This window comes from Acidobacteriota bacterium (genome assembly GCA_009691245.1).
Lineage (GTDB): Bacteria > Acidobacteriota > Terriglobia > 2-12-FULL-54-10 > 2-12-FULL-54-10 > SHUM01.
Window position 1 is genome coordinate 50,761 of the sequence record SHUM01000004.1, and the last position, 13,304, is coordinate 64,064.

A 13,304-nucleotide genomic window follows, 5' to 3' on the forward strand; every position below is an offset into this window, starting at 1 on the left:
GGATTTGTCTCTCGCTTACGCCGTCAACCCCGGCAGTCTACCGGTGGAGTCGCCTAGCGTGTCCAACTTGATTCCCAACTGATCGAACAATGTGAGATACAAGTTTGCCAGCGGGGTGGCTTGCTGATAGCGGATATGATGGCCGGCCTTCAGCTTGGCGAGCTTGCCGCCCAACACGATCATGGGCAGGTTGTCGTGCAGGTGCAGGTTGCCGTCGCTGATAGCGCTGCCGAAGACGACCATGGTACGGTCGAGCAGCGACGAGTCGCCATCGGGCGTGGCGGCCATCTTGTCGAGAAAATAGTTGAAGGTGGCCATGTGGTGCAGGTTGATCTTCAGGACTTTCGCCACCTTCACTGGATCGCCGTTGTGATGCGTGAGCGGGTGATGCGGGTCGCCAACGCCGATCTCCGGATACGCCTTGGCGCTCTGCTCGCGCGCCAACATGGTGGATGAGACGCGTGTCATATCAGTCTGGAAAGCGAGTATCTGCATGTCGAACATCAGGCGCGCATACTCGGCGTAGGTCTCCGGCACGCCCAGCGGACGCTCGATGCGCGGCAACTCGCGCGCGGATTGTTCTTCGGCCATGCCGATGCGGCGCTCCACGTCGCGCACCGCTTCCAGATATTGATCCATCTTCTGCCGATCAGTAGAGCCGAGGCCGGTCAGCATGGTCTTGGCGTCATTGATGACCGAGTCGAGAATGCTGCGGTTCTGGCGCAGACGCGCGAGGCGCGCCGCCGGGTCCAGCGAATCAGTGTCGCCGAACAGCCGCTCGAACACTGCGCGCGGCTCGGTCTCCATCGGCATGGGCGTGGTCGGATTGCGCCACGACACCGTGTTCAGATACGCGCAACTATAACCAGCCTCGCACGTCCCCACTAGTTCGCCTTCAAAGGCCAGCTCGAGCGAAGGCAGTTGCGTTTTCTTGCCAAACTCCTTCGCGGCAATCTGGTCCACCGTGGTGCCCGCTTCCAGATCCGCGCCCTCGGTCTTCCTGGGATGCGCGCAGGAGAGGAACACGGCGCTCGCGCGCGAGTGATTCCCGACCGCGCCTTCGCCGGGCAGCAGCGCGTCGGCGTTGCGCAGCGCCAGACCGCTCAACAGCACCATGCGATCCTTGTAAGCGGCGATGGGCTCCAGGATGGGAGTCAGCGCGTAACCCGCGCCCTCGGCGGCGGGCGTCCACTTATCCATGCACATGCCGGTGGGCGAGTAGATGACGGCCAGCCTCTTCACGGCATCGGCATCAGTCATAGCCGGCACCGCCGCGAACGCCGGCGTCATGCCATCGAGCAGCGGCAGCGCCAGCGTGGCGCCCACGCCGCGCAGAAACGTCCGGCGCGGAATCGACTTTTTGAATATCATTGCGGTCGCATTATTGTTCATGACTTTGGTCATGGTTGGGCGGACCTCCTCATCTGAAACGGAACACTCTTGACGATGCCCATGATGATTGACGACCAGCGGTAATCGCCGGGCGCGGCGGCGCGCACAATCGAGCGCACGGCGGGCATGTCGTAATACTCAAGACCGCGGCCCAGCGCGTAGGTCATCAGCTTGCGCGTGGTGGCGGAGACCACTTCATCGCCGCGGCTGACCAGCAGGGCGCGCAACTCGGCAGGGCCGGAAAATTTTGCGCCGTCGGGCAGCACGCCCGAAGCGTCAATCTTGGCGGCTCCCGGCCCAGTTCCCGAGGTCGTGCGGAAACGGCCAATGGCGTCGAAGTTCTCCAGCGCAAAGCCCAGCGGGTCCATGCGCGAGTGACAACCATAGCACGCCGGGTTCTTGCGATGCTGCTCCATCGAATCGCGCACTGAAAGTGCCTGGCCGCCTTCGTCCTCCACCTTCAGAGAAGGCACGGCGTCAGGCGGAGACGGGGGCGGCGCGCCGAGAATATTCTCCAGCACCCACTTGCCGCGGAAGGTGGGCGAGGTGCGATTGGGATACGAGGTAACGGTGAGAATCGCTCCCTGCCCCACCAGCCCCATGCGATTGGGGTCGCTGAGTTTGACGCGGCGGAAGTGGCTGCCGTAGACGCCACCGATGCCGTAGTGCCGCGCCAGCCGCTCGTTGAGGAAGGTGTAGTCGGCGCGCATCAGGTCCAGCACGCTGCGATCCTCGCGCAACATGCTTTCGAAGAACATGCGTGTCTCGGTGCGAAACGCGGCGCGCATGTTTTCGTCGAACTCGGGAAAGACCTCCGGGTCCGGCACGATCTTCTCCATGTTGCGCAGGTAGAGCCACTGTCCGGCAAAGTTACTGATCAGCGCTTCGGAGCGCGAGTCGGCGAGCATGCGGCGAACCTGCTGCTCCAGCACCTTGGGGTCTTTCAGCTTGCCCTGCTCCGCGAGTTTCAGCAGAGCCTCATCCGGCCCGGTGGACCACAGGAAGAATGACAGGCGCGAGGCCAGCTCCAGATCGCTGAGGCGATAGGGCGCGCCGGGCGCGATACCCGCCGGATCGCTCTCCTGACGGAACAGAAACTGCGGCGCGACGAGCAGGCGGCGCAGCGACATGGCAATGCCGGACTCAAACGCGTTGCCGTTGGCACCCAGTGTTTGCGCCTCCTTGCGGCCTGCTTCGTAAAAATCCATGAGCGTCTGTACTTCGTGGTCGGTAACCGGGCGGCGATAGGCGCGCCGCGTCAGGCGCGAGAGAATCTGCTTCGCGCAGCCAGCCTCTTCTTCCAGTCTGGCAGGCTTGCAGGAAAGTATTGCATTGCGGCTAGTGGTGTCCCCTGACCCGGTGGCGGTGATCGGGCCGGTGATGAACACGTAGCCAATCCCCGGCAGGTCGTCAACCTGCGCATATTGCGCGCCCGCCAGCTTGCGACGGAAGGTTCCCTCCGGCAGACCGGACTTGGTCAGGAAGGAAACGCTGATCACGCGCTTGCCCGCCTTGGCCGGGAAACGGAACACCAGCCCCGCATCGGCGGTGCGCTCGTAGCTTTCTTCATCCCCGCCCGCCGGCTTGTCGTAATCCTGTCCGCCATAAGCGACAGGCTCACCTGACCGGCCGCCGTTGGTGGGGCCGCCGCCCACGGTAAAGGTATTAAGTTTTGCGCCATCAAGGCGGACATCCATCTGGTGCGGCTGCATCAGGCCGATGATGTCGTGAACGCGGTCGCGCGCCAGACGCACTTTCAACTCATACTCACCATCAACTGGGAAGTAATGCTCCACGCCAAGGCCGCCGCGCGAGCCGAAGGGTACCAGCTCGCTGGCGCGCTCATCCTGAATCATGCGCGTGGACACGGAGTAGGCTTCCATCTCGGGGCGCATCGAGGTATCGCCCAGCGCGGTGCGCACGATCTTGCCCGCCGCGGTCAGGTAGCGCTCAAACAATGTGGGGGAGACGGTCAGCACATCGCCGATGTTGTCGAAGCCGTAGCTGGCGTCATCGTTGGGCAGCAGCCGCTCCGCGTTGACATCAAGACCCATCAGGTCGCGGATGGCGTTGGCATACTCGGCGCGATTCAGCCGATGCAGCGCGGGGCGACCCGGGTCGGGGCGAGCGGCCCCGGCGCGGTCGAGTTCGCCTTCCAGATAATTTGCAAATGCGGTGTAGGTGGCCTGATCGGGACGCGGCGCGCCGGGCGGCGGCATGGTGGCCGTCTTAATCTTGATGAGAACCTTTTCAAAGTCCTCGGCGTGCTGACCGACCTGATCGAAATTCTTGTCGGTCAGCACAAACCCAGCCGTGCGCAGCTTCTCATTGTGGCAGGTCGCGCAATACTTATTGGCCAGCGCCGTGTAGGCCGCGCCCGGCGAGGCAGGAGGGGGTGTCTGCGCCACGGAAATACACGGCGCGACAACGACAAATCCGGCAAGTACGGCACGCCGCAGCATGTTCAGTAGAGCGTCCAAATCCGGCCTCCAGACACAGGCATACTCGCTCTGATTCTAGCAGAGCTTGAGCGCGCGTGAGAGCATGATTTCTTGGCTCACCATGAAAGCCACACCCGCTGGAGTGCGGCCCGCAGCAAGCAAAAGGGCCTTCCGGAGAAGGCACTTTTGCTGGTTGATGAGTTTTAGTTAGAAGTTCAGCTTCAGACCAAATTGAATCTTCCGCGCATCGCTGCGGGTGCGGTCGATGGAGCCGGCCGCGGGAGGCCGAGCCGCCGCCACGCCGGGAAGAGGAGCGTTTTCCGTAGCGGTGAACACCGTGCGGCCCGCGACGGGAATATTGAAGTTGGGGTGGTTAAATATATTGAACATCTCGAAGCGGAAATCGAGCCGACCGGACTCACCGAGGATGGGCGCGTTAAACTCCTTGGCCAGCGACAGGTCCAAGTTCACCTGCCCGGGGCCTTGCAGGAAGTTGCGCGGAGATGTTCCCAGCAAGCCCACGTTCTGTACCGTGAATGCCGAGGTATCAAAGTATTTATCCGGCCCGCCCAGGATGATGTCCTCCGGCGTGCGACCGGGGACGATGTCCGGACGATCCGCCACGCCCGCCGATACCAGCGAGCGGGAGCGGTTGCCGCTGAGCAGCGGAGTAAATGGCAGGCCCGACTTGGCGCTAAAGATGCCACCTAAACGCCAGCCGTTGGTAACTACGCCAGCGATCCCGCTCATCTCCGGCAGCGGCAGCCGGTATAGACCGTTCACCGTCCAGTTATGCCGCGTGTCGGAATCGGACGCGCCTTTATCATAAGCCGGGTTGTCCGGGTCGAGGCCCGTGTTGCCGGCGCCGCCCGCTTCTCCGCCCTTTTGACCCTGCGTGGTGTCCAGCGCCTTGCTGAAGGTGTAGGAACTTTGCATCTGCAGGCCGTTGCCCATGCGCTTGTTCACCGTCATCTGGAAGCCGTTGTACCAGGAATCCGCTGCCGCACTCTTGAGCTCGATCTCGGCCCAATTCGGGTTAAGACGCGGATCACCGATCAGCCAGCACTTCGGCCCATCGGTTACATAAGTCTGTCCTGCTGGACGCGCCACGCAAGTTCCGTTCAGCGGAATGCCGCCGGGGACCACCGGGTTGCCTTCCTTGGTCTGATAGAGATTAATGCCGCGCGTGCCCACGAACGCCGCCGACACTGAGAAGCTCGCCGGTAGCTGACGCTCGACAGTGAGGTTGTAGTGCAGCATGTGCGGCTGCTGTAGATTGTAATCCGTGATGCGCGCGCCGCGGGCTTGCAGCGCCGACGCCAAATTGGGTCGGGGGAAGGCCACCACAACGGCTGGGGTGGTTGCGCTGGCATTCGCTGCGGTAATGGTCGAGCGGCTGGCGAAGGGAGGCGTGCCGGTGGCCGCTACCTGCGCCGCAGCCGCCATGTTGGCGATGTCGTAGAGCAGGCCGAAGCCGCCGCGCACGGCCATCCTGGCATCGCCCTTGGGATCCCAGGCAAAGCCAAAGCGCGGCCCGAAGTTCTTTTTGGAATTATTGTGGAACAGTTCGGGTGAAATAATGGTCAGCCGATCACGAGTCACATCAGCAAAGTGCGAGCCGCGATCATTCTGTTCGTTCACCGAAGTGTGCGATTCATAGCGCAATCCCAGATTCAACGTCAGCCGCGGCGTTACCCGCCAGTCATCCTGCAGGTAGAACCCCAGCGTGTACCAAGCGTAATGCTTGTAAGTGTTCGAGCCAGGAGTTTCCGAACCGAACGACTGCGGAATCCCGTTCAGAAAATTCGTGATGTTGGAAAACGCGTAGCTTCCCCGGCGCGAAGTGGTCGGCTCGGTGAAGACGTGGTAGCGGTTGATCAGCGTCCCGAACTTCCAGGAATGCGACCCGGCAGTGTAATAGATGTCATTGCTCAGAGTGTAGAGGTTCTGATTGAAGACAATCCAGGGAGTCGATGGGCCAATGCCCGTGACGCCGCTGCCGGGTGCAATGCCACCCAGGCCAAAGCCGGGGAGAAATTCCAGATTGGGGTCTTCATAAGTCGCGGAATCGAACCGGCCAAACGTGCGGCTGAAGGAAGCGCGAACCTGATTGAGCAGGACAGGCGAAAACGTGTGGCTCTCGGCAACGGTCAGAAACTGCCCGCGGCTGTTGCCGAAGCGCGGGAACTCCGGCCAGTTCTCCGCCGAATCGACCAGGGCGTTGTCCGAGATGGTGTAGCGTGTGAACATCGAGTCGGTCTCGGAGAAGGAGTGGTCCACGCGGGCCTGGCCGAAGTCCTCGCGGGTCGGCTGCTTGAAAACGTAGATGTACCGACCAACGCCGCTCAGTTGATTAGGATCGCTCGGCAGCGACCCGGTGGGCAGCGGATAGAGGTTCAGGTATGGCCGAACAGCGGCATTGATCGTGGGAACCAGGCCTCCGTTTTGACGGGCGGCTGCGGTGGGTGTCGCCAATACTTTGGTATCGCCGAGCCGTTCGCGGTTGCCTTCATAAGTTAGAAAGAAGAACGATTTGTCCTTGATCACCGGCCCGCCAACTGCGCCGCCGAAGTTGTTGCGGCGGAAGGCCGGGATGCGTGGGTCAGTTAAGGGATTCACAGGTTTATAGAAGAAATTGCTGGCGTCCAAATTGCTGTTGCGCAGGAACTCGAACATGGAGCCGCGGAAGCGATTCGTTCCGCTCTTGGTGGCGACCGTGATCTGGCTGCCCATGGTCATGCCGTATTCAGCGGGGAACGAGTTGGTGATGACGCGGTATTCCTGAATGCCTTCGATGCCCAGCATCGAGCCGGTTACGCTGACGCCGGTGAGGCCCTCGGCGGAAGCCATGTTCGCGCCATCGAGCGTCATGAAGTTCGAGCGGATCGGCGCGCCATTGCTCGAGAACACCAGCCCCGTGCCTGTGCTGGAAGTGCTGGAGGTCTGCTTATGAACATTGATGCCGGCTTGCAGCAGAACTAGTTCGTTGAAGTTGCGGCCGTTCAGCGGCAACTCCTGCACGCGCTGCTCATTCACCAGACCGCCGACCGCGCCGGAGGTGGTCTCGATCAGCGGCGCTTCCCCCGTGATAGTAACCGCTTCGGCCACCGAGCCGACCGCCAGCGAAAAGTTGATCACCGACTCCTGGCCGATGGCGACAACGATATTCTGCCGAATCTGTCCGGCGAACGCGGGGGCTTCCGCCTTGACGTCGTACTCGCCCACCGGCAGCGCGGGCACCACATAGCGGCCTGTGCTGCCCGAGACGGTGGAGCGCACCAGGCCTGTATCCCTGTTGGTGGCGGTGATGGCTACGCCGGGAATGACGGCGCCGCTCGCATCATGCACGCCGCCGGCGATGTTGCCCACAGGCAATTGCGCGCGTAACTCGCGCGGGCTGGCCAGCAGCAAAATTCCCGCCAGCATCAGAATCGCGCCGGTAGTTCCCCACTTGGCAAATCGTTGCCCCATATTCATGATTCGTTCCCTCGTTTCTTAAAATCGTTGACGTCGGCGCGCCAATTCCGCACGCCCAATGTCGAGCGCCAGTTTTGGCGCACCGCCATTTCGTCCGGCCTATTTCCATGTCCCTATTTAACTCAATGTTAAACCCAACCAAACTGCTCACTGGACAGGATTTAATCACACCGGGGAGGGCATGTCAATAAATTTAGGTGAATTAAATTAAAGGAGAAGGGCTGACGTGATTGGAAATGGTCACGAAAATTATTCGCCGGAACGGTCGCGATACTTGCCGGTGAACGGCGTTGCGCCCAGCTTCAACAGCATCTCAATTGTCTTCTTCTGCTCGCGCCCGGCGCGAAAGCGGTCATCGTAGCGGCCACCGGCCAATTGCCGGTAGATCAGACCTTCCGGATCGCCCATGGCGATGGAAATTGGCGTCTGTCCGTACATGTCCTTGGCGTCCAAGTTCGCGCCCTTGGATGCGAGGAATTCAATCACGGAAGTCCAGCCGAGATAAGTCGCCGCGTGCAGCGCGGTGCGCCCGTCTTCCTTGGCCGCGTTCACGTCCCCGCCCAGATCAACCGCCACCTTCAGCGCTTCCAGCGCCGCAGCTTCGCTGCGCATGTTGCGATCGGTGCCAAATCCGGCGGCAATCATCACCGGAGAAACATTTTCGGGTGTGGTAGTTTTGGGATCGGCGCGACCCTCGACCAGCACACGCATTGCGGACACATCGGCAGAAGCCGCGGCCAGCATGTACGGGGTGATGCCGATCAAACTCAACTGCGGGTGATCGTTGCCGATGGAGCGGGCGATGGGCGCGTAATCGTAGGGGGGGAAATTCTTAAGTATCTTCGCGTTGGGATCGGCACCCTTCACCATCAGCGACTTTACCAACTCGGGCATGTTTTGTTTGGTCCAACCGAAGCGGTCGGTATCGGAACGCGTGGCGCCATCAATGGCCTGAATGCCGGCAACCAGCGCGTAGTGTAGCGCGGTTATTCCATAAGCGTCGGTCGCCTTGGGATCAGCGCCTTTCTCCAGCAGAAATAGCGCAACCTTCTCATGCCCACTATGCGTGGCCACCACCAGCGGCGTGCCGTCTTCGGTCGAGGCATCGTCCACTTTGGCGCCAGCCGCGATCAGCATCTGCGCGGATTCCAGATCGCCCTGCCGCGCGGCGAACAGCAGCGACGTAAATCCGCCGGTGGTCTTCGGAAAGTACACACCCGCCTCGTAACTGCCGCCGAAAATGTTGGAGCTTTCAATGACGTAAGGGTCGCGATTGGGAATGATTTTCGAGCGGGCATGGACGCTTGCGCCACCGTCTACCAATGCGCGCACCACCGCAGGATGCCTTTCCGCCACGGCCCACATCAGCGCGGTCTGGCCTCTCCTCTTCTCGGCGGCGCTGCTATCCGCGCCCTTGGCCAACAAAGCCTTCACGCCTTCAACCGTGCCGGTGCTGGAGCAGGTCATCAGCGGCGTCTCGCCCGTGATCTGCGCGAGGTTCGGATTGGCACCGGCCTTCAGCAGCGTCGCAACCATAGCCGCATTGCGGTTGGTGCAGGCCAACGTGAGTGGAGTAACGCCGTAGTCGTTCGCGGCGCTGACGTTCGCTCCAGCGCGGATCAGCAACTCCACCGACTCGGCGTCGTCGTGATGCACCGCCCATGCCAGCGGTGTCGCGCCATCGGGCCGCGCTGCGTTCACATCCGCTTTGGCATTGAGCAAAGCTTTGATCGCCACTCGGTCGCCGCGCTCGGTGGCTTCCACCAGACGGAAGTCATCCGCAGCCCCGAACAAGCGCTGTGCGGTGGCGGCCAGGCAGAACAAACTAGTCAGGAAGATTCGATTGCGCATCGTAATAAGAAGGCGGGGGTTGCCCCCCGCGCTTCGGTTTGAAAGGGTCTCACAGAGTAAACGTGTTCGCTAGACAGTCGTCAAATCCAGTTTGCCGGTGGCGTCGCTGTACTTGGCATCGAGCCATCCATCTACGGAGACGCCGGCGATATCCATCACCGACAGCAGCACGTTCGAGAACGGCTGCCCGGGGAAGCGCAGGTGGCGATCACCCTTCAGCTTGCCGTGCGCGCCGCCGACCAACATGACCGGAATGTTGTTGTGGATGTGGAAATTGCCATCGCTCAAGCCGCTGCCGAACAGCACCAGCGAGTGATCGAGCAACGTCCCATCGCCATCCGGCGTGTTGCGCAACCGCTCAATGAAGTGCGCGAACAACTGGGCCTGGAACAGGTCAACTTTCGCCACCAGTTCAATCGTCTCGGGAACTTCCTTGTGGTGCGAGAGCGGGTGATGGCCGTCGCCTACCCCAATCTCGCGGAAGGTTCGGTCGGTTTGCTCGCGGCCCATCATCATGGTGGTGACGCGCGTCAGGTCCGACTGGAACGCCAGCACTTGCAGATCAAACATCAGCTTGGCATGCTCGGAGTACTTCGCGGGAATGCCCGCGGGCCGCTCCAAGTTTGATTTGCCAGCCACGGTGGGTTGACCCTCGGCGGGCTCATCGGATTTTTCGGCCACCTGAATGCGGCGCTCAATATCGCGTATGGCATCGAGGTACTCGCTCAACTTCGCGCGGTCACCCGATCCGATGCCGCCCATCATGCGCGAGACACCGTCGCTAACGGAGTCCAGAATGCTGCGCTCTTTCTGCATACGGCGAGCGCGAGCGGCTGCGTCGGCTGAATCGGTATCACCATACATGCGCTCGAACACGGCGCGCGGATTGATCTCCATGGGCAGCGCCGTCGCAGCGCCACGCCAGGAAATGGTGTTCATGTAATAGGCGCCGTAGCTGCCGTCGCTAACAGCCGTTTCAGGCGCGTCGAGAGCCATTTCGAGCGACCCGAGCTGCGTTTCCTTGCCCGCCTCCCGGGCGATCATCTGGTCCATCGACACTCCGAGCGCCCCGCCGGGCTTCGGATGCAAACCCGTAAGGAAAGCGGCGGCCGGGCGCGCGTGTACCCCGCCAGGCTCGTTGCCCACCGCGTCGGCAGCCTTGATGTTCAGGCCCGTCAGCACCGTGAGCTGGTCCTTAAAGGGAGCCAGCGGCGCGAGGGTAGGGGAGATTTCAAAACCCACACCATCGGTGCGCGGCGTCCATCTGGACATGATGCGGCCATTGGGCACGAAGACGGTCGCCACGCGCAGGGGCTTCTTGCCCGTGTCGTTCACCGCTGCCATCGCTGGCGACATGCTATCCAGCATAGGCAACGCCAAGGCGGCACCCGCTCCACGCAGGAATGTACGACGGGGAATGGCTTTCTTGAATATCATCATAGCTCTTTCGACCTCCTCATTAAAAACGGCTGACTCTTTACGATTCCGGTAATCAGGGCCGACCAGCGGTATCCGCCGGGCGCGGCATCTCGCAGAATTTTGCGCACCGACGCCATATCATAATACTCCACTCTGCGTCCCAATGCATAGATAAGCATCTTCTCAGTCACGGTGTTCATGAACTGGTGGGGATTCTTGAGCAGCGTCTCGCGAAACTCCACAGTGCCGTTGATCGGGGTTCCGTCGGGCAGCACGCCGGTGGCGTCAATGGGCGGGTTGCCATCGCCAAATGGGCTTTCGGTGCGCCACTTGCCGATGGGATCAAAGTTCTCCATGGCGAAGCCGATGGGATCCATCAGCTTGTGGCAGCTAATACAGGCAGGATTGGCGCGGTGCTGCTCCATCTGCTGCTTCAAGGTCAGCGCCTTGCCTTCCTTGCTCTTGGGTTGCAGATCGGGAACATTTGGTGGCGGCGGCGGCGGCGGCGTGCCCAGCAAATTCTCCAGTACCCACTTGCCGCGCACCACCGGTGAAGTCCGATTGGCGCGCGAAGTCAGCGTCAAAATGCTGCCTTGGCCGAGCAAGCCGCGGCGAGTGTTGAAGGCCGCGTCCGCCAGAGAAACCTTGCGGAAGTGGCTGCCATAGACGTTGGGGATGCCGTAGTGTTTGGCCAGCCGCTCGTTCACATATGTGAAATCGGCGCGCAGCATATCCAGGACGGAGCGGTCCTCGTGCAGCATATCGGCGAAGAACAGTTCGCTCTCGCGCTCGAATCCCTCGCGCAGGTTGTCATCATAATCCGGGAACATATCCGGGTCAGGCGAAAGCAGCTTCAGGTTGCGCAGGCTCAGCCACTGGCCGGCGAAGTTGCTCACCAGCGCCTCGGCACGACGATCCGCCATCATGCGCTTCACCTGCTGGTCGAGCACACCGGGGTCCTTCAGCTTGCCCTTTTCGGCGAGTGCGATTAACTCTTCATCGGGAATGCTGGACCACAAAAAAAATGATAGCCGAGAAGCGAGTTCCAGATCGCTAACCGCGTAAGGCTTGCCCGTCGCCGCGCCCGTGGGATCCTGCTCCACGCGGAACAGAAACTCAGGGCCAGCCAGGATGCGTTGCACGGCAAGCTGAACGCCTGCTTCAAAGCCGCCGTCCTTGGTGCCTTCGACATAAAGCTTCATCAGCGGATCAATCTCGCCGGCCACCACGGGACGACGATAGGCGCGGCGCGCCAGCGTGGAGATGATCTTGCGCGCGCAAGGCTCCTGCTCAGCGGCGCTTTTCGGGGCGCAGGAGAATATCTTTTCGCGGCTGGCGGTCTCGCCCGAGCCTTTGGGCGCAAACGGTCCCGTGATGGTAACCGAGGCCACGGCCGGATTGCCGCCACGATACTGGCCCAGGTCGGCATAGAGCAGCGGCGGCGTGTACACGCCCTCGGGCTTCGAGTTTTCCATTAGGAACGCAACGCCCACCAGGCGCGCGCCTGCCTTCATGGGGAAGCGCGAAACCAGCGCATCATCGGCGGAATATTCGTAGTCCACTTGCTTGGTGTCGCCGCGATAGTCCGGATCATTGCGCGAGAAGATCGGACCGGAGCGACCGCGGTATTCGCCGCCAATCGTGAACAGCTTCACGCGCGCGCCATCCACGCGAATGTCGAGCGGATGCGGATCGCGCAGCCCGCGAATGTAGCCGTCGTTGTTGCGGACCAGCTTGATGCTGACCTCGTACTCGCCATCGAGCGCGAAGTTGTGGCGCACGGCAAGTCCGCCGCGCGAGCCGAACATCAAGTCTTCGCTGGCGCGATCCTCCTGCACCACCAACTGCGGAGTTTCGTAGGTAACGCCGCTGGGCTTCTGCGTGGGATCGCCCACGGCCATGCGACTGATCTTGCCCGCCGCAAGCATGTAGCGCTCCATCAGCACGGGAGAAACCGAGAGCACTTCCCCAATGTTATCGAATCCATGCTCGATATTATCAGGGGGCAGCAACGATGCAGAGTCAATCTCCATGGCTAGCAGATCACGGATGGCGTTGGTGTACTCGGCACGATTCAAACGATGCACGCTGGCAGTTCGCCCAGGATTCGCATTGGCTGCGGCGGCCTTGTCGAGCGAAGTCTCCAGATACGTGGTGAATGCGGTCAGCGTCGCTTTGTCAGGGCGCGGCGCGCCTCCCGGAGGCATTTGTCCGGCACGCAATTTTTTGACGGCCGTTTCCCAAATCTGCGCGTCGCGGGAAACATCATCAGCGTCAGCCTTATCGAGCGACAGGCCCGCGGTGTTGAGTTTTTCATTATGGCAGGTAACACAATAGCGGCTGACCAGCACGCGATGCGGCGAAACTGGCGCAACAGCGGCAGGCTGTTGCTGCGCTTGGCTGGATGCGCTCGTGGCCAGCGCCACCACGATCATCGCCACCTGAAAATTCCGTCTGATATTCATCAACAACCTTCGGCCTTCGGCCATTCAATCGCGGGCATAGTTCAACTCAGTGAGCGCGCCCGCAGCTCCAAGAGGAAACAAGTCCTCTTGACTGCCATTTATAGCAGGGAATCGCAACAAGTCAAGCAATGAAATTGCATGATTTAATACCATCCCAAACTCTTGCCGAAGAAAACTTAGCAACTCTATTTTTTTCAATATGTTACTGCCATCCACGCGAGCAATTTCCAAGAGTCCTTCTCCTGGGAAATTTCGCTGA

At 61.1% G+C, this 13,304-nt stretch carries 7 protein-coding genes; all 7 read right to left on the reverse strand.

Annotated features, from left to right (window positions below):
• Positions 1–15: 15 nt before the first annotated feature.
• On the reverse strand, positions 16–1,371 hold the full coding sequence (locus EXQ56_02010; GenBank protein ID MSO19229.1) for a DUF1552 domain-containing protein: 1,356 nt from the start codon (positions 1,369–1,371) through the stop codon (positions 16–18).
• 29 nt (positions 1,372–1,400) lie between these two features.
• Positions 1,401–3,854: a DUF1592 domain-containing protein gene (locus tag EXQ56_02015; protein ID MSO19230.1), complete on the reverse strand. Its 2,454-nt coding sequence runs from the start codon at positions 3,852–3,854 to the stop codon at positions 1,401–1,403.
• Positions 3,855–4,040: 186 nt separating this feature from the next.
• A complete protein-coding gene (locus tag EXQ56_02020; protein ID MSO19231.1) occupies positions 4,041–7,310 on the reverse strand; it encodes a hypothetical protein in 3,270 nt (1,089 codons plus the stop codon).
• Positions 7,311–7,559: 249 nt separating this feature from the next.
• Positions 7,560–9,161, reverse strand: a complete 1,602-nt coding sequence (locus tag EXQ56_02025) for a hypothetical protein (protein ID MSO19232.1) — start codon at positions 9,159–9,161, stop codon at positions 7,560–7,562.
• A 69-nt stretch (positions 9,162–9,230) separates the two neighbouring features.
• Positions 9,231–10,601 carry a DUF1552 domain-containing protein gene (locus EXQ56_02030; GenBank protein MSO19233.1) on the reverse strand — a complete coding sequence of 457 codons (1,371 nt, stop codon included), beginning with the start codon at positions 10,599–10,601 and terminating at the stop codon, positions 9,231–9,233.
• Positions 10,598–13,069, reverse strand: a complete 2,472-nt coding sequence (locus EXQ56_02035) for a DUF1592 domain-containing protein (GenBank protein MSO19234.1) — start codon at positions 13,067–13,069, stop codon at positions 10,598–10,600. Before EXQ56_02035 ends, EXQ56_02030 begins: the two co-directional genes overlap by 4 nt.
• Complete coding sequence (locus EXQ56_02040; protein ID MSO19235.1) at positions 13,070–13,276, reverse strand: hypothetical protein; 207 nt, start codon at positions 13,274–13,276, stop codon at positions 13,070–13,072. It lies immediately after the preceding gene.
• Positions 13,277–13,304: the final 28 nt, after the last annotated feature.

Bases quoted from the DNA above. Each gene is read 5' to 3' on its own strand.
- EXQ56_02010 (MSO19229.1), bottom strand. From the start codon at position 1,371: ATGATATTCAAAAAGTCGATTCCGCGCCGGACGTTTCTGCGCGGCGTG.
- EXQ56_02015 (MSO19230.1), bottom strand. From the start codon at position 3,854: ATGCTGCGGCGTGCCGTACTTGCCGGATTTGTCGTTGTCGCGCCGTGT.
- EXQ56_02030 (MSO19233.1), bottom strand. From the start codon at position 10,601: ATGATGATATTCAAGAAAGCCATTCCCCGTCGTACATTCCTGCGTGGA.
- EXQ56_02020 (MSO19231.1), bottom strand. From the start codon at position 7,310: ATGAATATGGGGCAACGATTTGCCAAGTGGGGAACTACCGGCGCGATT.
- EXQ56_02025 (MSO19232.1), bottom strand. From the start codon at position 9,161: ATGCGCAATCGAATCTTCCTGACTAGTTTGTTCTGCCTGGCCGCCACC.
- EXQ56_02035 (MSO19234.1), bottom strand. From the start codon at position 13,069: ATGGCCGAAGGCCGAAGGTTGTTGATGAATATCAGACGGAATTTTCAG.